A 23,401-nucleotide genomic window follows, 5' to 3' on the forward strand; every position below is an offset into this window, starting at 1 on the left:
GGGTAACATAATTATACAATAAAAGGTGTCCTTTTTGATTGCTTATGCAGAAAAAACAGTAACTTTTTATTCAATATGAAAATTCCCCGTTCTGCCAGATGGATCCCTGGCAAAATGGGGAACTTTTTATCTTAAAAGCGAAATCTCTGCTAAAAATGGATTTAGCGAAAGGCGAGTGGTTTGACCTTTACGTTCATAATGATGATAGTTAATAGATTTTTACTCCATTCCGTTGATAGGAGATAGAACCAGTCAGCAAAAGGCTTCAGTTCCTACCATGGCAGAGAAAACAGAACTTACTTTTGTTGAAATTCCATGCCATACTTCTGCGGAAATCAATCAATAGCTTTAACATTGCTTGAATATTTTATAGATAAAGTTTTTGTGATAATAGACATAATAAACGCAATTTGAAAGCCATCATTAACCAATATGGTTTCAGATGTTAACGATATAATAATCATTAACCACATTAAAACTATAGGGGTTGTTTTATACTTAGGTATGGTCTTTAAACTTAATTTGTACAAGTTTATAAACAAAACTGCTATTAATATGCAACCAATTACCCCAAATTGACCGATATAATATGGAAAACCTGCATCTCCAATCGCAACTGAAATTGTTCCATCATAATTATACAATCCTGCTATAGTAATGATATTGTAAACTCCAGAAAAATATCTTCCTGAAATATGCGAAGCATATGTTGCAAAACCTGAACCTACAGGGAAACAAAGTTGAGATAATCTTAACGCTCCTAAGTATAATGTTTCCCGTGGAGATGTGGAATAGGAAACATATAATGCCAGTTTACTATAGGAAACTGCAAGAATGACCATACCCATTATGATCCAGTATAATGGCTTAAACCTTTTTAACCAATTTCCACTATATTTCACAAATATATATACAGCTATGAAAGCAAATCCCTTTGTTCTCATTCCTAAGACGATGGGAATTATCAATATTATATCATAAAGTATGGTTGTTTCCTCATATGCATTTAGCAAACATATAAGCATTATTGAACATGTAGTCAGATATGTTGGGTGTTTAAATATAAACATATATGGGTGGATTCCATGCCTGAATTCAGGTAAATTCATTCCAACATTTAAAAACATTGATAATATACCACATATTAATATGACCCATGTCAACAACTTAAACACGCGTAGTGATTTTCCTATTCTAAGAACAAATTTGTTTTCTGAATTCAATTTATAAAAAATATACAATGATAATGGAAATTTCAAGAATCCAACAATATCCCTTATAATAGCACTGCTTGAATTTTGATACTCAAAAATAATGTTTCCAATCAATCCGATAGCAACAGCCCCTATCATAAGTAAAAGATATTTTCTGTCGTCTTTTTTAAACTTTTTTCTTGCCGTGCGAATCAATAACAATAGGCAAGCAATCAATAAACTCAGCTCATCCCAATATGACAAGAATTCTGCAGTTGGAAACAATTTAATAATGCCATTATTCAAAAACAAAAATAATAAAATTAAAACTTCCATTGTTGGTCACTCACTAATTTCTCTCTTAAGTCTTTAATATTTTATCTAGAGATTATTTACAAAATCCTCCGTCATTTGTTAATCCCCATATGTTCAGCCAATCGTTGGCAACTTCTACCATCATGGTACTTAAACATTTTTTCAAGAGCAACTCTCCTCTCTTTAACATACTTATCTCTACCATCTACAACATCATCAATAAATATCAATAGATCATTGAGAGAATAGATTTTTTTACCAGGCATCAATTCGTGAATATTCTCTACGATAAACCCAAGCTTATATTCATTCATATCACTTAATGTATATGCAAGTGGATTTTGAGTCTGAAGATAATCTGTTCCAGATGATGAATAATCTGTAATCATTGCATCAGTATCGACCATCAATCTATAATTATCGATACCCAATTCTTTTACTGTATTACCATCCAAAACAACAATATTGTTCGTAGACCTAATTCTAATTTTTGATGTATCCTGCATCGGATGAATCTTAATAACTAGCAACACTTTCTTACTTGCTAGCTTTTCATCAAGTTTACAAAAATCCTCATTATTCTTTAATATTGGCACACCCATTGTAAGTTCAACATTTGAATCTATCCTCTCCCCTGACCGCAATTTTCTAAATGTAGGCATCCAGATGATTACTTTTTCAAATTTTTGATTTGATTCTTGTTCCACATTAAAGCTACTTTTTCTTCCTGTTAGCTTCTTAAGATCGCCATCTCCATGCTTGATATTATGCAGTACATCATGACAAGGATAGCCAAGAATAATCTGCTTTTCATTAGGATAACTAATTGATAACAAATCCGCTTGGATTGGCAGAAGATACTCAGACGGCGCGAGGATGTACGATATAGTTTTAGGAACCGAAATATTCCCTTTCGTGTTCTTAAGCGCCATTGCACCGTGTGTTAAATAATATGCCCTCTGCCCTTCCCTAAAGATTCCGATTGAATCCTGGCATGTAAGTATGAACTTTGAATTAACAATATAATAGTCTTTTCTGATACTTGGAGTATATATGTTGAAGCATTGTACATTCTTTGGCAGATGTTTAGGTGCCTTATTCCGAAGCAACCAAATAATCCTGTACTGCTCATTTAGATTTTTGTCAATAAGGTAATCATAAAAAGCCCCACCATTAGAGTCAAAATCATTATGGCTTTCTATAACAATGCAATTTAGCAGACTTCTATTTTTACATAATATTTTCAGTAACATTTGAAATAAAATATCAATCTTATATTGCCATATCACCTTAATTGCTCTTTTAAAGCCTTTTTTTTTCAAATATTTTATAGGATTCAATAAGATTAACTCCTTCGCTGTAAGATTCTGTTTTTTAACATCTCAATCATAGTTTGCATCAATCTGTAATTAATCAAACATATTGAAATCAAACAAATAATCTGTCCAATATAGAAATGTCTATCCATGTGTTCAAAAATAACTTGCAAAAATAAAAGCATATATGTAAGGATATTTTCACCCCAATTTGTCTGTAGCTTTATGACATCCTGAAGGACAACAAGTCTGATTGTATACATTGTGATATAAGCGATAACTGTGGCTATTGCTGCACCATATGCTCCAAATAGCGGTATCAAACAGGCATTCAATATGGTATTGACCAATGCGGATGTTACTGTTGTGATTGCAATAATTTTTGTCTTTTTAACAGCTGAAAATACACTTCCAATAAATGCAGTAAGTGTATTAAACATGGTCGCTATCAGCAGAATAGATGAATACTGCCATGCAGCAAAGAACTCCTTATTATACAAAAACTTAGCCAATGGAATATTCATCAATATTATCGCTGAACATGTTGCTGCCATTAAAAAGCCATAGATATTAAAGGTCTTTGAAAAGAAACCATCTTTATCTTGCGAGTCAAACTCTTTTATTGCCGAAAGATTCCACGCCTGGCTAAAAACAATAATACACGCATCAAGAATGTGTGGAATTTTACTAGCAATGGAATAAATACCGTTTTCAGAGATGCCACATAATCCGGTTACGAAATACTTATCCAACGATCCATTAACCCAGAGAGCGATATTGTTAAAAATCAGCGGAATGCAATATGCGAACATCTCCGCCTTTATAAACTTATCTCTGTTCAGAAAAATGTGTTTAATTTCTGGCAATTTTCCGCCACAAAATAAGCAGAATACCGATGCTATTGCTGGTCCGGTAATCATCGAGATTAAATATCCGTCTATACCAATTTTAAAAACCAAGAGGAGAAGAATGTTGCTGACAATAATTGCCACAGCGGATATGATACCAGCAGTTGCAACCTCTCGAATCTTATCCCTTCCTCTCAGATAGTTCGTCATTATCTGATATAATGCAGTGAAAAAGAAAAACAGAAAGATATAGAAATAATCTATTGCATTCCAATCTAATACTCTGACCAAATATGTTGTCATAAGCAGACAGGCACATATGCATGAGCCAATAGTAAGCGTTTTTAACCCTACTGCCAGAATTTTTTCAGATTCCTTAACATTTTCTATTGTAAAACGCAGCACAGAATCTGCTATATTTATGGTCAGTACATAAACCAGAAGAGTGCTAGTAGTTGTAATCAGATCAATCTTTCCATATTCAGCAGTAGATAAAAATGATGTATATAACGGTACCAGTAGAAAAGAAAGAAACTTTGTACTGAATGAACTTATAGCAAATATCAGTGTATTCTTCCCCAAATATTTATATTTTTCCTTTATGCTGGACATATGTTATTACATGGTCCTTCCGAATATTTTTTTAATTTTAAAATAATTTTCTTCACCGATGAATGTAATCAGACTTCTTTTAAACCTTGTAGGTCCCGGCATCCAGGAAGCGGCATAATGGTGGATAGAATATGTCTCATCACATAACATATTCTTAGTTTTTCCTGTTGAAATAGGATCAAAATATTTCGCAGGATAAACAGTTACATTATCGAAATAGGTAATTTCGTCATAACTTATATCGCCTATAGTTCTGATGACTGCATCATTTAATTTTGGACATTCAATGTCATAAAGTCTTTCCTTATCAAATTCAATATTATCATAGACATCAAGCAATTTTTTTAATACAGGATTTGAGCATTCGGCCCCAAAGCCTAATCCAGTGTTAATCCTCATTCCATGCTGCTCAATGCCTATATAACATTTATTAATTAATAAGGAATCCAGATTCCGCAAAAGTTCTACATCCGTATCAAGATATATTCCACCATACCGATATACTATATCAAGACGAACATAGTCAGATACAAAGGCCCATGCTTTCGCTTTATATGCAGCTTTCATAAACGGATGACATTCTATGTCATAATTATCTTCGTTCCAAAGCTGTATTTTATAGTCTGGACATTTGGCTGACCAAGATTTTATATAGTTCTGAAAATTACCTGGCATAGAATTGCCACCAAACCAACAATAATGTATCGTCTTAGGAATCATATTGAATTATCTCCCTGAATTATTTTATCAATCCTTAATTGTAGAATCGTGTATTCAAACTATTTTACAATCTTGATACTCAATTACTTTCAAATTTTTTTATCGTTCCGCATCTTGAATTTCAAATTATGCAGTTTTCGTTTAATAACAAAGTATGGTGCCATAAGTGTTTTATGTTCTATCAATCCATCTACGACGATGATATCATTAACCGAATTAAATGTATGTGTTCTTCTTATTAAGTTAATGTGTAAGTCTTCAATGCTGATTTGTTTATCTTCAACACCCATCCAATCATTCATATTAGGATTAATCTTTAATATTCTCATCTTTTCGCCATAGCAATTCTCGTTAGATTGAACAGGTCTATAAAACTCGTTAGATTCTTTATTCATAAAAACTTTCCCAGCAGGTCTTGAGATATTCAGACGATCACTCTTCCTAAACACTTCAGCGATACTATAATTGATCATATTCAGCTTATAAACCACTGTACTATAGTTATTAGGTTCCTGAAAATAGGAAATAAGATACACATCTTGTTCATTTACAAACACAGTTGTATCAACGCAATTTATATTCTCGCAGATGACCTTAATCTGCCTCCAGTCCAATAGGCTGTCATCCTCTGCAACATACAATTCCAGTGTTCGATTCTGTGAAGTTTCTGGAAGCATATAAACTCTGTTCTCATATTCGAATACACATGGATATGATAGATGATATGGTTTATTTATGATAATTTCAGGTTTAGAGAAGACTCCATTATTTAGTTTTGAAACTGCAATTCTTCCTATTTGACTACTATTCTGAAATGCCTCTGTAAACAAATATATGTTTTCTTGATAACTGATCAAAGTTGGGTCTGCATACCAATATCCCTTTGAGCCGTGCAGTGTAGTCCATGCACCACCCGCTACACTATAGTAAACTTGCCACTCGCCATATTTTGTTGTAAAAACATCCTTAATTTTCATGACCATTCCTTTTCCTCTTTGGATGGTTTCAAATAAATTTTTTCAAGCACCTTGCAACATGCATTGCTGTCAAAAAATGCTTCTTTAATTCTTGCAATATTCTCTTTTGATCTCGCTTCTCTATTTTCCGGCAAATTTGTTGGTATAACTGAACTCCATACTTCATCCACTTCAATAATTGGCAGAGACGTCACATCTTTGGTCACAATAACATCTGAATCAATGGTGTCTGAAATAAAGCAGTTCAGTCCTGCGGCCTGTGCTTCAATTACCGAAAGAGGCATGCCTTCCCAGATAGACGGAAATACAAAATAATCCATAGCTGATAGATACGCTTCTACATTTGTCTGCATACCTGCGAAAATGACATTGCATTCTATGCCAAGAGATTTCACTTCAGTTTCAACCTTTTTTCGCATAACCCCATCCCCAACCAGAAGAAGAATTGCATTATTGTTCCTTTTTAGGTATTGGTTAAACACATTAATTAGGTACAGATGGTTCTTGGGCTTGTATATTTTTCCGACATGCCCTAAAACAACTTTAGAATCATCAATATGGTATTTATCTCTTACAAATGTCCGATTGCTTGCATTAAATGCGAATTTATCTGCATTTATCCCATTATTCAATACACGGAAGTTATTATTGGTAAACAACCATTTCCCTGCTTTGTCTGAACATGCTACAGCATCTGTATAAAGTTTATTAAACACAGGTTTCAGTAGATTATTCAATATTTTATGATCACATATGCTTGTGTGATTATGAACTATCCTTTTCTGGATACCATTTTTATATGCCACCAATAATTCAAGTGTGGCAGTTGCACTGTTTGAATTGACATGAATCACATCATACTTGCCATTTTTAAGTACTCTATCCAAACTTTTGGCATAATTGATTATAAACTTCTTTCTGTTTCCTAAACCATAATACTTTGAACCGTTCTGTTTCAACTCAAGTGCAAGCTTTGGATTCAGTTCTAAATTTGTTGACGCAAAGTCAATATGGAATCTTGTTTTATCAATTGCTCTATAGAAATTCATCATAACAGATGCTAAACCACCATAAGGGACAAATGAAGTTGTGATTACCACTAAAATACGTACCATAAATCTCCCCATTCTAGGAATGCGTATTTCCTTAACTCATATAATTTAGTTCGTGTTCTGTAATTCTCTTTTCGGTATCAAATTTGGATTTGCTTATCAGATGTCGATACTTTTCATATTCAAACTCTCGAGCTTAATTATTCGCACTGAAAATATTGACTTTGTCCATAATACGCATTAGGTCCATGTTTCCGGCTATAGTGCTTGTCTAACACATATCGCTTCATCTCGGCCTGTGGATTTAACGCCAGTGTCTTTAAAGCCATTCCATTAATTCAGTCGGTACGTATCTGTTAGGGATATCCATTGAAAAGCCAAAGTTCATAACTTTAGTCGAACTAGCAGAATAATACTGTGAGATTCTTGCACCAAATCCCCCACTGATAATCCCATCCTCGATGGTGACAACTATATCATGCTTCGCGGACAAAGAATCTAATGTATTGTTATCAATACCGGTTATAAATCTTGGATTAATTAAAGTTGGCTGAATTCCTGTTCTTTGTTTGTACAGTTTTGCCGCTTTTTCTCCAATCTGATAAAAACCACCTAAAGCCAAAATTGCAACTTTAGAACCATTTTCATTAATCAAATATTTTGTTCGGCTATAATCAGAATCAACTTCTTTATTCGTGTGATTAACACCAGTCCAAGGCACTCTAATAGCCACCGGAGTTTGATTCTGTTCAATGCTCCACTCCATCATAGCAATATATTCTTCCTTATTTGTAGGTGCAAGATAAACAAGTCCTGGTATATTTCCAAGTAAAGCTATATCTAAAAGACCATGATGTGTATCATTAGCATGACCAAAAACAGAAGCGTGCGTTACAATCATTGTCACTGCACACTTGCTAATACACATTTCCTGTTCAATCTGGTCGTATGCACGCTGATAAAATGTACTATTTGTTGCAAAAACAGGTTTACATCCATTCTTTACTAAACCTGTGCTAAACGAGATTGCATTTTGTTCAGCAATTCCTACATCTATAAATTGCTTACCAGCTTTTTTTCTATTAGATTCATTAAAGCCAATACATAAAGGTGTAGAAGCTGCAACAACAACCACACTAGGATCTTTTTTTATCTTATTAAGTAAAAACTCCGACGCAATTTTTCCGTAGTTTTCTGTAGGTACATTACTTGTAAATTCGCCTGACTCAACGTTAAAGGGATGGGCCCAATGCCATTTCTCACTATTGTTTTCAGCAAAACTGTATCCCTTTCCTTTTTGAGTACGGATATGAACTACAACTGGATGGTCTGTTCCCTTAACCTTTTCAAATGCAGAAATCACAGAACATATATCATGACCATCTTCAACAAAAATATATTCATAACCAAGAGACTTGAAATAATTATCCTCTATGTTTCCATTGTTATCTTTTAATGCGTTGAGACGATTGTTGAGTATACCATGATTTTCGGGAATAGACATGTCGTTATCATTTACTACGATGATCAATCCACTTCCCATCTCTGCCCCATAATTCAATGCTTCAAATGCTTGACCTCCGTCAAGAGAAGCATCACCAATTACAGCAATGACATTCTCTCTGCCATCAGTTAAATCACGAGCTTTTGCAATTCCACATGCTAAACTGATAGATGTAGATGTATGACCTATATTAAAGAGATCATATTCACTTTCATTAGGATTACTATATCCGCAAACGTCCTCATATTTATCTGGATAAAGAAATGCGTCTTTTCTGCCAGTCAGCATCTTATGACAATATGTCTGATGTGATACATCATATATAATCTTGTCATTAGGTGCATCAAAAACTCGATGCAGGCCAATGGTTATCTCTACAATGCCAAGGTTGGAAGCTAAATGACCACCACATGCACTAGTTTTTTTGATTAACGCATTTCTCATTTCTTTGGCTAATACATTTAACTGATTTGTTTCAAGCTTTTTAATGTCTGCGGGCCCGTTAATTCTCTCGAGAATCATCTCATTATCCTCCATTACCGTTATTTCCAATTCGGATTTAGAATTGGCGTTAATTCAATTTCTTTTCCTTCTTCAATATCTTTAATTTGTTGTATTCTAGCGGCCTGATGTTTTAAACCACTGAATGGAGTAGACACAAAAATATCAAATCTCTTCTGAACATCCTTGTAACCCATATGATCTTGACCAAAGGCAATAATATTTGCATCATTATGTTCTCTCATCAACCTTGTTTCTTCATCACTATACCCAACTCCGCACATCGCTCCTTTAATTTTATTAGCAGCTATCGCAATTCCAGTCCCAGTGCCACATATCAAAATGCCATAGTCACACTCTCCTGAGGAAACTAGTTTGCCAACTTTAGCAGCAAAGTACGGACTATCACATGGTATATATTCCTTTGTGCCTACATCAATTACTTCAATCCCTATTTTTTTTGCATGTTCAATTAACTTGTTTTTATATTCCAACCCATTTTTATCGCATCCAAATGCAATCTTCATTTTTATGTTCTCCTTTACTTTCGTAACCATTCCGGTCGTGAGGATTCAAGTAAAGCTGTAAATATTTCAATATCTTCTGATGTTGTAAGCTTTATATTTTTCTCCTCTCCAAGAGACAGATATAACTCACGTCCCAATTCAACATACAAAGAGCATGATGCAATTGAGTCATTTATTCCTTTTTCAATTGCTTCTTTGTGAGCCGCTAAAATATCATTCAAATAAAAAGTCTGTGGCGTTTGTGTAATCTTTAAATTATCTCTAGGAACTTGATCGTTTGATGTAATACTATCCATTGTTTTCAGCATTACAGAAGTGCAAGGTACAACAGTAATTGCATTTCCCTTTTCACGACAAACACGAATATTGTCAGAAATAATATCAGGGCTAACCATTGGTCTAATTGCGTCATGAATTAGGACAATGTCATCATCATCATGATATCTTTTTTGCAGATCATAAAGACCTTTTCGAATCGACTGAAGTCCTGTTTCACCGCCACTAACAATATTTTCAAGTTTAGTAATGCCAAACTGTTTTGCATATGCACGTAGGATATCATGCCATCCATCAAGACATACAACCTCAATAGCATCAATGTTCGGATGTTTTTGAAACTGTTCAAGTGTATAAACGATAACAGGCTTATCATGCACATGTATAAACTGCTTAGGAATGTCCTGATGCATTCTAGCGCCAACGCCTCCAGCAATAATTAAAGCAATATTTTTCATAAATATCCCTCTCATTCACTCTATTTTGGACAATGCAAGTACTCTTTCGCATTGTTTTCCATCATTAAATGTATTGACTAATTTATTAACTTCTTTTCTTGGTTCTTCAAATTTATCTATGCCATTCTCTATGTCAACAATAAAGTTCTTAAAATCTGCTTTGGTTTTAATCTTATAACCGGGTGTGAGATAATCAGGATCTTGTACAGCGAATCCTCTGTTATCTTTGTAGTCATCATAATCATCCACGGTGAATGCCATAGGACGATTAAGAAGCATAAAATCATAAAATACAGAAGAGTAATCCGTAATTAAAGCATCACTCTGACCAATAAGTCTATATAAATCCCATCCTTTGGCAACAAATTCCAGATGGCTTAATAAGTATAGATTACTTAAATTGAGGTTCTCAAAAGAAGAAATATCTTGCATAGGGTGTAGCTTAACTAATACACATACCCCTTTTTTTCCAAGCCAATCATTTATATCTTTAAAATCATCACTATTAAGTATGGGAATTACCAAATCTCTAGAAGTATTCGAATATCCCATAAGTGTTGATTTTCGAAATGTCGGCATCCAAATAACAATTTTTTTGTATTTTTTTAGTTCCTTATATATAGGGTTATTCTTAAACATAACATCCGTACGAGGTTGTCCACATATGGCGATATTTTCTTCTTTAACTCCATAATACTTTTTTGCAATATCATCAAAATAATGCGATGACATATTGGTCTGAAACTGCTTCTTATGAGGCGATTGTACCTCTTATTAATATGGATTATGACGGTTTGAAAACAGCTATTATAGAGATGCTTTCTGGTGCAGCAGTGAAAGTGAATACTGCAACGTTTAAAAATGATATATTAAATATTCAAAGTAAAGATGACGTATTGACGTATATGATCCATTTAGGTTATTTAGGATATGATCAAACCAGGAAAATGGCGTTTGTACCGAATGAAGAAATACGACAGGAATTGACGATTGCAGTAGAAAGCAAAGCGTGGAGTGAGATGCTGGGATTTTGGAAAGAATCAGAAAATTTACTGGATGCTACATTGAATATGGATGAAGATACAGTTGCAAGACAGCTTGAAAAAATTCATGGTGAGTATGTTTCAATTATTCAGTATCACAATGAAAATTCCCTGAGCAGTGTTTTAACGATTGCTTACCTGAGTACAATGCAGTATTATTTTAAGCCGATTCGTGAGCTGCCAGCAGGGCGAGGTTTTGCAGATTTTGTTTTTTTGCCTAAGCCAGAGTATAGAGGTGACTATCCTGCATTAGTTGTTGAGTTGAAATGGAATAAGAAGGTGCAGACTGCGATGCAGCAGATCAAAGAACGTAAGTATCCATTATCTATTTTGAATTATACAGGCAACATATTGCTTGTAGGAATTAATTATGATAAGGATAATAAAGAACATCAGTGTCTGATAGAAAAATACGAAAAAGAAGAGTAATAAGTGAAATCCCACTGGCAAAAGATATACAGTATGCCAGTGGGATTATGTTTATTCCATCCCCAATCGGTTCCGTCCGTTATATTTCATCAAGACTTCTTTTTTTCGCGCAGTGGAGATTTCTGTATAGATCTGAGTGGTGACAATACTGCTGTGTCCCAGCAATTCCTGGACATCCCGTATACCGGCGCCATTGTTTAAAAGCTGGGTTGCAAAGCTGTGTCTCAGATAGTGGGGTGTGGCATTTGGGTTGATATTGGACAGGTCGCGGTATTTATAAAATATGTTTTCGATGCTGTAGATGCTCAGGCGATTTCCATACCGGTTGATAAAGAGGGCAGTGGTAGTGGGGGACATTTCCATACGGGTCTGTATCCACAGGTTTAATTTCTGGCATACAATGGGAGATGAGATGAATAACAGCCGTTCCCGGCTGCCTTTTCCGCGGATCAGGATAGTACAGTCTTCCTGGCAGTAGTCATCCAGGTTCAGGGAAGCGGCTTCGCCAATGCGAAGTCCCAGGCAGAAGAGCAGTTCGATGATACACATATTGCGGGTGTTCAGGCGGCGCTTGTAGTCGGAAATGGAATCCTGGTATTCTGCTGCTGAAACGGATATAAGGTTTTTGATTTCCTGATTGCTTAAGGTTTTTGGAAGATTTCTGGGGATGTGGAATTTACGGGATGTAAAGCGGAAAAAGATTTCGTTGATATTGTATTCCAGTTTTAAGAAATGGAAGTATTGGCCTAAAGCGACGTATTTCCGGCGGATGGATTTTGCCTGCAGGCTGCGTTCTTTTTGTAAGTACAGAAAATAGGAAGAAATAGAAGAGTCATTGATATTTGTAAAATTTTGGGAATCAAACCAGGTCAGAAGGCCGTTTATATCACAGCGATAGGCCAGAAGTGTTTTAGTGGAGAGATTACGTTCTACAGAGAGAGCATTGAGAAATCTGGATGTGTAAAGCTGTTGTTGTTCAAGATTGAAGATCATAAGAATGTCCTTTCCTTATTGAAATGTTTTTTAATCATTATAATAAGGAAAGGAACTATTTGATGTAATGAAATATTTAGCGTATTTTGGCGGCTAATTCTAATTTTCCATAGCCCATGGAAACTAAAATATCATCTAAAGAATTGAGTAGAGATTCTCTAGCCATTGGAACAAGAAATTCCTCTGCAATTTTATCATAATCTTCAGGAGTGGAGCTTAATTCGAATATAATATTTGCAATTAATTCTATTTTAAGGGCTTCGTCTTTAGAAGAAATATTTAATTTAACTTTAAGCAGAAGGGTTTTTTCTTCTTCATTTTTTGGGGGCCTTAATTCTGCCTGATATTTTACAGTCAATCCAAATTTTTTTGTTAAGTCCTGTGATATATTAATATTAGTATTCGTGATTTGTTGTTTTAAAATTTTGGCATTAGTTTCCTGCATATTTGAAACTCTCCTTTTTTGACCATGTTGGTTCATTTTTGTATAGTGATGTAAGATTTGTGTCTGAATACCCATGCCATATTGATTGTTTCAATTCATATGGCATGTAGATGATCATTTCTTTAGTTGGTTCTTTTGGTTCAAAGGATTGTTTGATTGCCTGTGTAATGTATTGGTTTAAAGTTATTTTTTGCCTGGCAGCTTCTAATGCGGCTTTTTTATGCATTTCAGGGGATATTCTTATGTTAAAAGTTCCCTTAAATTCTTTGTCAGGATTTTTCCCTATTTTTTCGCATAAACTTAAGTAATTGTCAATAGATTGATGGAACATCTCTTTTAATTCTTCTACGGATGAACCATGAAAATTTAAAGAATCAGTAATGCCAAATACTTCTCCCACAAATATATTATCTTCTGCATCATATTCTACAGATGCGTGGTACCCTTTATATTCTAGCATCGAACTCATATTTATACCTCGTATGTATGGTGTATTCTGTTTTCAGTCAAAATCATCAAAATCATATAATAAAAATTTATTAGTATTAAAAATATATTCGGACTGTAAAGCATTTATGAATGAAAATAGCCATTTGTATTATATAGAATCATCATTTCATCATTGTGCTGCTGCGGATCATATGGGGAGTTCTGCAGCAGTTTATAGCTATAAAATTGTTTTAAGGATTATTATTTGTTATCTCCTCAATATCCTTTAAGAATTGTATCGTTTTTTTGATCTGGTATTGGTACAATTCATTTCCAGGATGAGGCTGGTCAAATTGTAGTATTTTTAAGGTTTTGTTATGTACAAAACCAATTCCAGAACCTCTTCCGCCAGAAAATTTCTCACAGTCACACAGACGCATCAATGCATCAAGTTCTCTGGTAGTGAAGTTTTTCGGACTTGGTTTTCGACATAATTTTTTTAATAGGTCATCTTTTTTAGACATTTACAATGGATCACCACCTTTATAATTACTGCAACTAATATTCAGTTGCAATGATTGTAGCACGAATCGGAAACTAAATCAAGATTATTTTTTAAAGGAAAAATATCTGGGAAATCTGGAAATATTTAATTTCAAAAAAACACAAATTTAAGGGAATATACATTTCTTTTTGACTGATATATGTTATAATACCCATGTTTAACGCAGATTTTGGTGTTTTGACGTAATCTGCAGGTTATAGAAAAACAGGGGAGAAGAGTTGAATGTACCAAAAGCGAAGAAATATGGAAAATATGCTGATCTGGCTGATCGATATTTTCTGCATTTTGTGCAGCGGTGCTCTGGCTTTCGGGATCCGGTATGGAAGACTATATGGAGCCTTTCAGCATGGAGACCAGGTATGGCTGGTAGTGACCATGTGCCTGCTGTACATATTAATTAACGTATTTGTAAATTTTAATCATCACTTTTTCAGAAGAGGCTATTTTGATGAACTGGTAAGTGTAGTCAGGCTGGAAATAGCATTGTCTATTTGCTGGATCGTCCTTCTTTATGCGATGCATAGAAGTACGGAGCTGTCCAGACTGGTATTTTGTTATTTTGTTGTATCTGATACGATCCTTATGTATATAGGAAGGATCTGCTTCAAGCAGTATATGACCCGTGTTTATAAATACAGCAAATACAGTAGCCATCTGCTGCTTGTGACCAGCTCTGGCAAAGCAGGGGCATTGATCGACAATCTGATCGCTTATAAGGAATGGAACCGTATGCTCAGTGGCCTGGTATTTCTGGATAAGGATGAAACCGGTATGGAGTTTATGGGTTATCCGGTGGTGGCTTCGAAAGAAACGCTGCTGGATTATGTGATCCATAATGAGATCGATGAAGTATTTATTGCTTATACAGATGGGATCAGGAGTGATATTTTAAAGGAATGGGTTTCTGAATTGGAGCAGATGGGCGTTATTGTAGATGTAAATATTGATGCCTTTGATCTGTTAAGCCATGGAAATAAGAATTTAAACCAGGTAGGAAAATATGCAGTCGTTACTTTTGCCAGAAATGTTATTTCTACAAGGCAGTTGATCCTGAAGCGGTTGTTGGATATTGCAGGTGCGCTGGTTGGTATGGTGATCCTTGGAGTTGCTACTATTCTTGTTGCACCGGCTATTAAATTGGAATCTCCGGGGCCAGTATTTTTTGGGCAGACCCGTATTGGAAAGAATGGACGCCGTTTTACGTTTTATAAGTTCCGTTCTATGTATCAGGATGCAGAACAGCGCAAGAAGGAACTGATGGCAAAGAATGAAGTTCATGGCCTGATGTTTAAGATGGAAAATGACCCCCGCATTACAAAAGTGGGCAGATTTATCCGAAAGACCAGTATTGATGAGCTTCCGCAGTTCTGGAATATTTTAAAAGGTGATATGAGCCTGGTGGGAACAAGGCCGCCGACCGTGGATGAGTTTGAGCGTTATGAAGCAAAGCATAAGTGCCGTCTGAGTATGACTCCTGGACTTACTGGCTTATGGCAGGTAAGTGGCCGCAGTGATATTAAGGATTTTGATGAAGTAGTGCAGCTTGATATGCAGTATATTGACAACTGGAGCATTTTAAAGGATATTAAGATCCTTTTGCTGACAGTGGGAATTGTTATTACCGGTAAAGGTTCCAGATGACAGAAAACGGTGACTATGAAAATATATATTAAAGGAGAACGTAATGTACACAGAGGACTATGAACAGGAGATCGACCTGAAGGATTTATTATTTGTATTGTTATACAGATGGCGGATCCTTCTTCTGGCAGCAGTGATCGGCGCAGCCCTTTTAGGCGGATATAAGGCGGTAAAGGGAAATGCACAAAATGCAAAGCAGACGGATCTGCCTCAGACAGAAAGCTATCAGGAAGAACTGGACAATTATGAAAGGGAAAAACTGGCTATAGAAACGTCCATTGAAAATCTGGAAAACAGTATGGATGAACAGAACCATTATCTTGCAGAGGCACCTTTGATGCAGATCAATCCGTATAAAGAGGCGTTTTCTTCAGCGGATATACTGGTGGAAATTTCTGATATAACAGACCGAGGAATGGGAAGTCTTTTAAAGGCGTATGAATATGGCCTTGAGAATGGGGATTATATTCAGAAAATAGCGGAAATGAAAGATTCACAGGAGCGTTATGTAAGAGAGACGATCCGTGTAAGCAACAGTTTAGGGACGTATGAAAACAGTGAAGCAGGCTTTGTGTTTGCAATGCAGGATGCAGCTGCAGCAAGAGGCATTCTTCATATTGAGGTTATTGGGGCTGATAGTGAATATACGGAACAGGTTTTGAAGGCTGTTTTAAATCAGGCAGAGGAACTGCATGGAAGATTTGCAGCTGAACTGAAATCCCATGTGATCCGTCTTCTTGGCCAGTCAAACGGTGAGCAGGTAGATAAGGATCTTTTAGATCAGCAGCAGTCTGTACGTAATAATATAGCCATTCTTCAGAAATCTGAGAAAGATCTTAAGACCAGTCTGGATGGTCTGGAAAAACCAGTAGCTGAAAATGCAGTTGCCGGTTCTTCACAGGGACTTGCGAAGTATGTGATTTTAGGATTTTTGGCAGGTGGATTTGTTTCTGTATGCGTGATAGCCGGTATGTATATCATGGGAGATAAGGTTACTTCTGATAAGGAGATCGTTAATCGTTTCCGTATTAAGAGTCTTGGGGCATTTTCTGTTGTTCCTGAGAAACGGGTATTTGGCTTTATTGACAGCTGGCTGCGTCGTCTTGCCGGTGGTGATAAGATCTGGCCGGATGCTGTGGTCTATGAGATGATCGAGGCGAATGCTGCTAACTATGCAGAGGGAAAGAAAGCTTTGTTTGTAACAGGTCTGGCATCTGAGAAGCAGATGGAACAGGTATGTGGGCATCTGAAAGCAGCACTTCCACAGACACAGATCGTATGTGAGCGGAATCTGGTGGAAAGTGCATCTGCACGCAGAAAGCTGGCTGAGGCAGAAGGTGTGATCCTGGTAGAGGAGAGAGGAAATTCTAAATATTCTGTTATTGCCCAGGAAATTGAACTGGCTAAAAATGTGAATATAGATGTGATCGGTGTGATCGTGGTATAAAGAAAAGCACTGCGGGCAAGACTGAAGGGTTTAGCTTTGCAGTGCTTTTTAGCAGGTATGAAAAAGAGGGTTGCAAATGACAAGGAAAACAAAGACAGTATTATATAGCGCAGTATTTATGATCACATCCATTTCTATGGTGGTCTTATGCTATTTAAAGGGGATCGTCCCTTTTGGAAGCAAGGGATCTATGGCGATCATGGATGCTCAGATCCAGTATCTGGATTTTTTTGCATATTTAAAGGATGTGTTAAATGGAACTCAAAAAATAGGCTATACTTTTAACCGGACATTGGGTGGAAATAATATAGCTGTATTTGCCTATTATCTGTCTTCTCCGTTTAATCTTCTGGTAGCTTTTTTTAGAAAAGATCAGCTGCAGGCATTTTTTACTGTAATAGTAATTTTAAAATTGTCTATGGCTTCTATGACCTGCAGTATTTTTTTAAGAAATCGTTTTAAAAATCTTGAAATTGCAGTCGTAATGGCATTGTCCCTGGGATATGGCATGATGCAGTATAATATTGCACAGGCAAGTAATATTATGTGGCTGGATGGCGTGTATATGCTCCCATTGATCTTATTGGGAGTACACCAGCTTGTAAATGAAAATAAAAAGGCACTTCTTATGGCTGCAGCAGGAATTGCTTTGGTGTTTAACTGGTATTCCGCTGCTATTGATTTTCTGTTCTCTGTTATCTGGTTTATGTATGAGGTGCTGCTTATAACACCTGTTGAAAGATCAAACATTAAAAAGATGGTGGATCATATCGTTCGCTATTGTATTGCTATGGGAACTGCTTTAATGATCGGGGCATTTCTTTTTCTTCCGGCAGCGCTGGCTATGTCAGATGGAAAAGGCAATGTAGAGTGGATCCCTATTTTGGGGATCTATGGATGGGGAAATATTTTCTCTTTTATCCAGAGATTTGAATTGGGTTCCAGAAGTGAATATGGAAGTGTTTCTTTATATTGCGGAAGCTTGGCTGTGATCGGCTGTATAGCTTATATGTTATGCAAAAAGATTGATAGAAATAAAAAAATTCTTCACAGTATACTGATCGTATTTGTATTATCATTATTTTATATTCCGGTGTTTGTCTGGGGATTTAGCCTGTTGAAGGTAGTAGGAAGCTATTGGTATCGGTATTCTTATATTGGAATCATTACGCTGATCGTGATAGCTGCTGAATTTTTTTCTGTTAAAGATCAGGAAACGAATACAAGGGCATTGATGTGGAAGGCAACAGCAGTGGCGGTTCTTGTATTATTTTTTATGGAATATGTGAAACCGCTGGGAAAACCGTTTAATGTCTATATGACAGTGCTTGCTTTTATTGCAACAATGCTTTTTACAGATATTCTTTTCTGGACGAAAAGGGTGTCTGTTAAAAGAATCGTGATATTTTTGATGGCGGTCACTGTATCTACGGAACTTGTCTATAATGCTAAACTGATCATGACTTTAGATGGTGGAGTAGAACACTTTACCCAATATGCGGAAGATGAGATGAAATTGATCGGCCAATTGCAGCAGCAGGATGGAGGCTTTTACAGAATAAATCAAACAAGCACGAGAGATGTAGATGGAAATAAACTGACTGCCAATTATAATGAGGGAATTGCATACAATTATAAATCTATTTCCGGTTATACTTCAGATCCAGATCGAAATCAGCTCCTTTTTATGAAACAGATGGGATATGCTATTGGTGGAGATGTTATGAATGTTGTAAATACATCTGTTTTGGGAGCAGACAGTATTCTGGGAGTGAAGTATGTACTTTCATCTTATGATATTCCTGGATTGAAAAAGTTAGAGAACATTGAACCGGGAAATGGAAAGTCTGTGTATTATAACCCTTATGCATTGCCTGTGGCATTTACATATGAGTCATCTAATATGTTACCGGATTCAGAGGAAAAGGATGAGTTCTTGTACCAGAATCAGCTATTTAGTTATTTGTCAGGACAAAATGTACAGGTAAATAAAAGAATCGAGGCAGAGCCAAAGGCAGATTCCAATACGGTAGGTTATGATGTGAAGCATATGGATGATCCGGTATATGGATATTTCAATATGAAGGATAAGGATGGTGGTAAGGTCTATGTAGATGATCAGTATGTGACTCTTTACAATACCTGGCTCTGTCCAAGAGTTGTATATATTCCTCAGCAGCCGGATGCACCTTCTACTCATGTGCATATTGATGGTGACAATATGGAAAACCGGGTGGAAAGTGCCTGCTTTTATTATACTGATCTGAATGAGCTGGAAAAGGTGATACAAAAAATCCAGGACAGAAGGGAAGATGGCTTGCTGATCCAGGATGGCTCTATTACAGGAACAGTTAAGAATCCCCAGAATCTGGACCGGTTATATTTATCCGTTCCTTATGATAAGGGATGGTCTGTTAAGGTAAATGGGAAGAAGATAAAGCCGGAACTGGTTGGTAACTGTATGATGTCCTTACCATTAGAAAATGGCGAAAATACCATTGAGATGAGGTATCATGTTCCGGGCTTGAAGGCGGGAATCTGTCTTTCTGTTGTCGGAGCAGCTGCATGGGCGGTTATATGGTGGAAGGAAAGAAAAAATAATATAACTGAAAAATAACGCTGGATAGGTTATATTTTATATATGGGAAAAGAAGTTCACATATCCAAAGCGTGCGACTATAGGGAAACGTTCGAAGGAAAAGCCGGATATGTTCCGGCCAAACCAGAACTATCTGACGTACTTTCCAAATGCAGAGCTGCCAATCTCTGATTACCGAAGCACAAGAAGCAGTTGTCTGCGTGCCGGTGCTTTTATTGTGATGAGAAAGATTATAAAGGACTATAAACTGGAAGAAATACTGGGAATGTATTTCAAGGATCGTGATCTTGGTCTTTTTCTGGATCTTGCAGTGTATTCCATAATTACAGAAGATAATGCAAGTCAGTATTATCCGGATTACGCTTACAATCACCCGTTGTTTACACAAAATATGAAGATATACAGCGATTCTACAGTTTCTGCTTTTCTCCAGTCAGTCACGGAAGATCAGAATGCCGGTTTTCTGAATGAATGGAACGGTTCCAGAAATCATCGTGAAAAAAAATATATATCCTACGATTCCACAAACAAAAACAGCCAGGCTGGTGATGTCGAGATCGTAGAGTATGGAAAGCCCAAGGTTGATATAGGATTTCCTGTATTTAACTATGCCGTGGGATATGATGTGAATAACCGGGAACCCTTATTCTATGAAAAATATCCGGGTAGTATTGTAGATATATCGCAGCTCAAACTGATGCTGAATAAGGCACAGGGATATGGATATAAGAAAGTTGGTTTTATTTTGGACCGCGGATATTTCTCGAAACAGAACATCGAGCACATGGATAAATGTGGATATAGCTTTATTATCATGGCAAAATATTTTAGTACCAGACTCATTGATTACATTTTTGCGAGATCGATTGGAAGAAGAAAAAAGGATGAAAGCTATCTCACCAGGAAGTGTAAGTAAGACGGCGGATGGAGAGATTATTCTGATTAAACCTGATTTAGAAGAGGTAGATGGATGGGAACGAATTCTGAAGATTGCAGTAAATTTTAAACAATGCAGTGTTACAGATCAAGAGGTACTGGAATTTCCGTTTCTGGAGGGATGCGATATGGATCGGCTGCGTTCGGTATTTAAATTATCTAGGAATCAAATTGATGCAATGATATTAGCAAAACGAGAAAAGGCCGTTTATGTCTGTGATGATCTGTTCCTCAGAAAGATAGGAAGTGCCTGTGGAATTACATGCAATAATAGTTTGTTTTTGTTAAAGGCATTATATCAGAAAAATCCAGTACAAGCTGCAAAAGTTTTAAAGAAAATCTCCAAAAGTGATTATAATGCAGTTGGGGAAAGACTTATTATAGATGTATGAGTATATGTGGGACTCAAAAGTTTTAAATTAGACTTTTGGGTTCTATTTTTTATTATAAAATAAAGTGAAAAAATCACATTTGCAGTAGAATTTATGGCTAAAAATGGTTATAATATTATAATAAAAACGAAAAAATAACTTTTAACTAGAAGAGAAAGGGAGAAATCATGCTGATCAGATTTAATGTAAAAAATTTCTTGTCATTTGCTGAAAGAGAAGACGGTGGCTCAGAAGAGTTTTCTATGATTGCAGGAAAAGTAAGGAATAAAAAAGAACATGTATATGATAATGAAAAAATAAAGTTATTAAAATTTGCAGCAATTTATGGGGCAAATGCTTCAGGAAAGTCCAATCTGGTGAAAGCTATGGATTACATGAGGCGAATAGTTTTATTTGGATTCCCTGTAGGATACACAGATATGTATTGTAAAGTAGATGAGGCAAATAGGGAAAAGGCAAGCTATTTTGAAGTAGAAATCATGCTGGGAGATAAATATTTTGCGTATGGGTTTGAAACGATTTTAAACCAAGGCAAATATATTTCAGAATGGTTGGTGGAGCTTACAAGCGATAATCGAGAAAAGTTGATTTTTAGCAGGAATATTGAAGATGGAACGTTTGAAATAGGAGATACACTGCGGGATAAGGGATTAATTGAAAAATTGAAAATGTATGCTGAGGATATTCAGGAAGATAGTGAAGTATTATTCCTTTCTATTATGAATAAGAATAAAAAAACATTGTATCAACAATATGATGAAGCAGCTGTTTTCCAAGATGTTTACAGATGGATAAAGGTTAATCTGGATATAAACTATCCAAATACTTTGATCTCAGATTATTCATATTTGGCAGAAAGCGAAAATGTTGAAGAAATTTACAGAATGATTTCTGCATTTGGAACGGGTATTACAGGTTTTAAAATGGTAGATGTGGCACCAGAGAAAGTGTTAGGAAATATTCCAAAGGCTATTCGTGAGAGTATACTTTCGGAAATTGAGAAAAAAACGGTAGAAATGAAGAATGATGAGAATGCTAAGGGATTTAGCGTTGTAATGCGGTCCTCAAAAGATTTTTTCATACTGACTATAGATAGGAATGAGAAAGTTGAGTGTAAGACGATAAAGTTTTCTCATGGAAAAGAAAATGTTTTATTTAATATATCTGAGGAATCGGATGGAACAATACGTATTTTGGATTTATTAGTAGTTTTGCTTTCAGAAGAGAATAAGACATATGTGATAGATGAATTAGACAGATGTCTGCATCCAAGTTTAACGTATAAATTTGTAGACACATTTTTGCAATTAGCGGCAAAGAGAAATATACAACTAATAGTGACAACCCATGAGTCGAGACTATTGGATTTTGATCTGCTGCGACGTGATGAAATCTGGTTTGTAAATAAAAGAAATTCAGGTGAAAGTGATATTTATTCTTTGGAAGAATATAATACACGATTTGATCAGAAAATTGATAAGGCCTATTTAGAAGGCAGATATGGAGGTGTTCCGATATTTAGTACGGTATTTCCTGTTAGTGAAAGGGGATAATGTATGCGAGAAAAGAGAACATTTGCAGAGAGAACAAAAGTATTAAAATCAGATGAAGTCAGAAAGCAATATTTTCTTATATATGAGGGATCGGAGACGGAAGTTATATATTTTGATGCAGTTCGCTCATTGCGTGGTGATATTGGAATAAACCCATTAATAGAATTAATTCCATTAATTCGTAGTTTTAGTGAGGATGGATGGAGCAATCCGAAGAAAATATTGGATAGGGTAATTGAGAATTTACGTGAAAGCAGTCCATCATCTTCATGGAAACAGTACGGAAAAAGTGAAGGCATTTGCCTATACCTGTAATATCTGCAGTGAGATATATTTTTGCAGAGAATATTTAAAGATGAAGAAATGGCATATTTTGCCGTTATATTGGTATCGAACCATCTTGTATGGGTTGAAAATGATTAAATATCAGGATTTTAGGAAATATGTAGGAGAATATCTGAGGAAGAGCAAAAAAGAATTACGAATGGCATTTTAAATGTGAAAGGGGCGCAAAATGGGGATTTTCGTAAATCCGGATAATGCAGCTTTTAGAGTAATGCTTAATTCAGAGATTTATGTGGATAAAATAGAAAAAGAATAACATGTATCAAAAAGCAGTTATCTGAAAAA

General features: G+C 35.7%; 21 protein-coding genes and 1 pseudogene. 8 read left to right on the forward strand and 14 right to left on the reverse strand.

Annotated elements, in window-relative coordinates; genetic code table 11:
• Positions 1-335: 335 nt before the first annotated feature.
• From OGM16_07280 to OGM16_07325, 10 genes are all read right to left on the reverse strand, one after another.
• Positions 336-1,529, reverse strand: coding sequence for a hypothetical protein (locus OGM16_07280; GenBank protein ID UYJ48039.1), 1,194 nt, complete (start codon positions 1,527-1,529; stop codon positions 336-338).
• A 71-nt stretch (positions 1,530-1,600) separates the two neighbouring features.
• Positions 1,601-2,848 (reverse strand): CDP-glycerol glycerophosphotransferase family protein, encoded by a 1,248-nt coding sequence (locus OGM16_07285; GenBank protein UYJ48040.1) that lies wholly within the window; start codon positions 2,846-2,848, stop codon positions 1,601-1,603.
• 5 nt (positions 2,849-2,853) lie between these two features.
• A complete protein-coding gene (locus OGM16_07290) occupies positions 2,854-4,254 on the reverse strand; it encodes a polysaccharide biosynthesis C-terminal domain-containing protein (protein UYJ48041.1) in 1,401 nt (466 codons plus the stop codon).
• A 36-nt stretch (positions 4,255-4,290) separates the two neighbouring features.
• Positions 4,291-5,004 carry a glycosyltransferase gene (locus OGM16_07295; GenBank protein UYJ48042.1) on the reverse strand — a complete coding sequence of 238 codons (714 nt, stop codon included), beginning with the start codon at positions 5,002-5,004 and terminating at the stop codon, positions 4,291-4,293.
• Positions 5,005-5,093: 89 nt separating this feature from the next.
• Complete coding sequence (locus OGM16_07300; protein ID UYJ48043.1) at positions 5,094-5,981, reverse strand: hypothetical protein; 888 nt, start codon at positions 5,979-5,981, stop codon at positions 5,094-5,096.
• Positions 5,978-7,096, reverse strand: a complete 1,119-nt coding sequence (locus OGM16_07305; GenBank protein UYJ48044.1) for a glycosyltransferase family 1 protein — start codon at positions 7,094-7,096, stop codon at positions 5,978-5,980. Before OGM16_07305 ends, OGM16_07300 begins: the two co-directional genes overlap by 4 nt.
• Positions 7,097-7,352: 256 nt before the next feature.
• Positions 7,353-9,059, reverse strand: a complete 1,707-nt coding sequence (locus OGM16_07310; GenBank protein UYJ48410.1) for a 1-deoxy-D-xylulose-5-phosphate synthase — start codon at positions 9,057-9,059, stop codon at positions 7,353-7,355.
• 20 nt (positions 9,060-9,079) lie between these two features.
• Positions 9,080-9,565 carry an RpiB/LacA/LacB family sugar-phosphate isomerase gene (locus tag OGM16_07315; GenBank protein ID UYJ48045.1) on the reverse strand — a complete coding sequence of 162 codons (486 nt, stop codon included), beginning with the start codon at positions 9,563-9,565 and terminating at the stop codon, positions 9,080-9,082.
• Positions 9,566-9,579: 14 nt separating this feature from the next.
• Positions 9,580-10,299, reverse strand: coding sequence for a 2-C-methyl-D-erythritol 4-phosphate cytidylyltransferase (locus OGM16_07320; GenBank protein ID UYJ48046.1), 720 nt, complete (start codon positions 10,297-10,299; stop codon positions 9,580-9,582).
• 15 nt (positions 10,300-10,314) lie between these two features.
• Positions 10,315-11,031 carry a CDP-glycerol glycerophosphotransferase family protein gene (locus OGM16_07325; GenBank protein UYJ48047.1) on the reverse strand — a complete coding sequence of 239 codons (717 nt, stop codon included), beginning with the start codon at positions 11,029-11,031 and terminating at the stop codon, positions 10,315-10,317.
• Here OGM16_07325 and OGM16_07330 point away from each other — a divergent pair.
• Positions 11,028-11,771: pseudogene (locus OGM16_07330) on the forward strand (PD-(D/E)XK nuclease domain-containing protein). The gene OGM16_07325 and the pseudogene OGM16_07330 overlap by 4 nt on opposite strands.
• A gap of 51 nt (positions 11,772-11,822) precedes the next feature.
• Here the strand turns inward: OGM16_07330 and OGM16_07335 are convergent.
• The 4 genes from OGM16_07335 to OGM16_07350 form a co-directional block, all read right to left on the reverse strand.
• A complete protein-coding gene (locus OGM16_07335) occupies positions 11,823-12,764 on the reverse strand; it encodes a tyrosine-type recombinase/integrase (GenBank protein ID UYJ48048.1) in 942 nt (313 codons plus the stop codon).
• A 76-nt stretch (positions 12,765-12,840) separates the two neighbouring features.
• Entirely contained in the window at positions 12,841-13,209 is a 369-nt protein-coding gene (locus tag OGM16_07340; GenBank protein ID UYJ48049.1) for a hypothetical protein, read from the reverse strand.
• Positions 13,196-13,678 (reverse strand): type II toxin-antitoxin system HicB family antitoxin, encoded by a 483-nt coding sequence (locus OGM16_07345; protein ID UYJ48050.1) that lies wholly within the window; start codon positions 13,676-13,678, stop codon positions 13,196-13,198. Before OGM16_07345 ends, OGM16_07340 begins: the two co-directional genes overlap by 14 nt.
• 211 nt (positions 13,679-13,889) lie before the next feature.
• Complete coding sequence (locus OGM16_07350) at positions 13,890-14,162, reverse strand: type II toxin-antitoxin system HicA family toxin (GenBank protein ID UYJ48051.1); 273 nt, start codon at positions 14,160-14,162, stop codon at positions 13,890-13,892.
• Positions 14,163-14,425: 263 nt separating this feature from the next.
• Here OGM16_07350 and OGM16_07355 point away from each other — a divergent pair, with 263 nt between their 5' ends.
• The 7 genes from OGM16_07355 (at position 14,426) to OGM16_07385 (ending at position 23,086) form a co-directional block, all read left to right on the forward strand.
• Complete coding sequence (locus tag OGM16_07355; protein UYJ48052.1) at positions 14,426-15,844, forward strand: sugar transferase; 1,419 nt, start codon at positions 14,426-14,428, stop codon at positions 15,842-15,844.
• 43 nt (positions 15,845-15,887) lie between these two features.
• Positions 15,888-17,291 carry a hypothetical protein gene (locus OGM16_07360; protein UYJ48053.1) on the forward strand — a complete coding sequence of 468 codons (1,404 nt, stop codon included), beginning with the start codon at positions 15,888-15,890 and terminating at the stop codon, positions 17,289-17,291.
• Positions 17,292-17,367: 76 nt separating this feature from the next.
• On the forward strand, positions 17,368-19,908 hold the full coding sequence (locus tag OGM16_07365) for a YfhO family protein (protein UYJ48054.1): 2,541 nt from the start codon (positions 17,368-17,370) through the stop codon (positions 19,906-19,908).
• Between the two features lie 91 nt (positions 19,909-19,999).
• On the forward strand, positions 20,000-20,806 hold the full coding sequence (locus OGM16_07370) for a transposase (GenBank protein ID UYJ48055.1): 807 nt from the start codon (positions 20,000-20,002) through the stop codon (positions 20,804-20,806).
• Positions 20,775-21,218, forward strand: coding sequence for a hypothetical protein (locus OGM16_07375; GenBank protein UYJ48056.1), 444 nt, complete (start codon positions 20,775-20,777; stop codon positions 21,216-21,218). Before OGM16_07370 ends, OGM16_07375 begins: the two co-directional genes overlap by 32 nt.
• Positions 21,219-21,385: 167 nt before the next feature.
• Positions 21,386-22,771: an ATP/GTP-binding protein gene (locus OGM16_07380; protein ID UYJ48057.1), complete on the forward strand. Its 1,386-nt coding sequence runs from the start codon at positions 21,386-21,388 to the stop codon at positions 22,769-22,771.
• 3 nt (positions 22,772-22,774) lie between these two features.
• Positions 22,775-23,086 carry an RloB family protein gene (locus OGM16_07385; protein UYJ48058.1) on the forward strand — a complete coding sequence of 104 codons (312 nt, stop codon included), beginning with the start codon at positions 22,775-22,777 and terminating at the stop codon, positions 23,084-23,086.
• The last annotated feature ends 315 nt before the right edge of the window (positions 23,087-23,401 follow it).

Source organism: Lachnospiraceae bacterium (assembly GCA_025758065.1).
Lineage (GTDB): Bacteria > Bacillota > Clostridia > Lachnospirales > Lachnospiraceae > Enterocloster.

What these genes read in the sequence shown, in the direction of transcription:
- OGM16_07280 (UYJ48039.1), bottom strand. Translation starts at nt 1,529, where the DNA reads ATGGAAGTTTTAATTTTATTATTTTTGTTTTTGAATAATGGCATTATT.
- OGM16_07295 (UYJ48042.1), bottom strand. Translation starts at nt 5,004, where the DNA reads ATGATTCCTAAGACGATACATTATTGTTGGTTTGGTGGCAATTCTATG.
- OGM16_07300 (UYJ48043.1), bottom strand. Translation starts at nt 5,981, where the DNA reads ATGAAAATTAAGGATGTTTTTACAACAAAATATGGCGAGTGGCAAGTT.
- OGM16_07305 (UYJ48044.1), bottom strand. Translation starts at nt 7,096, where the DNA reads ATGGTACGTATTTTAGTGGTAATCACAACTTCATTTGTCCCTTATGGT.
- OGM16_07310 (UYJ48410.1), bottom strand. Translation starts at nt 9,059, where the DNA reads ATGATTCTCGAGAGAATTAACGGGCCCGCAGACATTAAAAAGCTTGAA.
- OGM16_07315 (UYJ48045.1), bottom strand. Translation starts at nt 9,565, where the DNA reads ATGAAGATTGCATTTGGATGCGATAAAAATGGGTTGGAATATAAAAAC.
- OGM16_07320 (UYJ48046.1), bottom strand. Translation starts at nt 10,299, where the DNA reads ATGAAAAATATTGCTTTAATTATTGCTGGAGGCGTTGGCGCTAGAATG.
- OGM16_07325 (UYJ48047.1), bottom strand. Translation starts at nt 11,031, where the DNA reads ATGTCATCGCATTATTTTGATGATATTGCAAAAAAGTATTATGGAGTT.
- OGM16_07335 (UYJ48048.1), bottom strand. Translation starts at nt 12,764, where the DNA reads ATGATCTTCAATCTTGAACAACAACAGCTTTACACATCCAGATTTCTC.
- OGM16_07340 (UYJ48049.1), bottom strand. Translation starts at nt 13,209, where the DNA reads ATGCAGGAAACTAATGCCAAAATTTTAAAACAACAAATCACGAATACT.
- OGM16_07345 (UYJ48050.1), bottom strand. Translation starts at nt 13,678, where the DNA reads ATGAGTTCGATGCTAGAATATAAAGGGTACCACGCATCTGTAGAATAT.
- OGM16_07350 (UYJ48051.1), bottom strand. Translation starts at nt 14,162, where the DNA reads ATGTCTAAAAAAGATGACCTATTAAAAAAATTATGTCGAAAACCAAGT.
- OGM16_07355 (UYJ48052.1), top strand. Translation starts at nt 14,426, where the DNA reads ATGTACCAAAAGCGAAGAAATATGGAAAATATGCTGATCTGGCTGATC.
- OGM16_07360 (UYJ48053.1), top strand. Translation starts at nt 15,888, where the DNA reads ATGTACACAGAGGACTATGAACAGGAGATCGACCTGAAGGATTTATTA.
- OGM16_07365 (UYJ48054.1), top strand. Translation starts at nt 17,368, where the DNA reads ATGACAAGGAAAACAAAGACAGTATTATATAGCGCAGTATTTATGATC.
- OGM16_07370 (UYJ48055.1), top strand. Translation starts at nt 20,000, where the DNA reads ATGTTCCGGCCAAACCAGAACTATCTGACGTACTTTCCAAATGCAGAG.
- OGM16_07375 (UYJ48056.1), top strand. Translation starts at nt 20,775, where the DNA reads ATGAAAGCTATCTCACCAGGAAGTGTAAGTAAGACGGCGGATGGAGAG.
- OGM16_07380 (UYJ48057.1), top strand. Translation starts at nt 21,386, where the DNA reads ATGCTGATCAGATTTAATGTAAAAAATTTCTTGTCATTTGCTGAAAGA.
- OGM16_07385 (UYJ48058.1), top strand. Translation starts at nt 22,775, where the DNA reads ATGCGAGAAAAGAGAACATTTGCAGAGAGAACAAAAGTATTAAAATCA.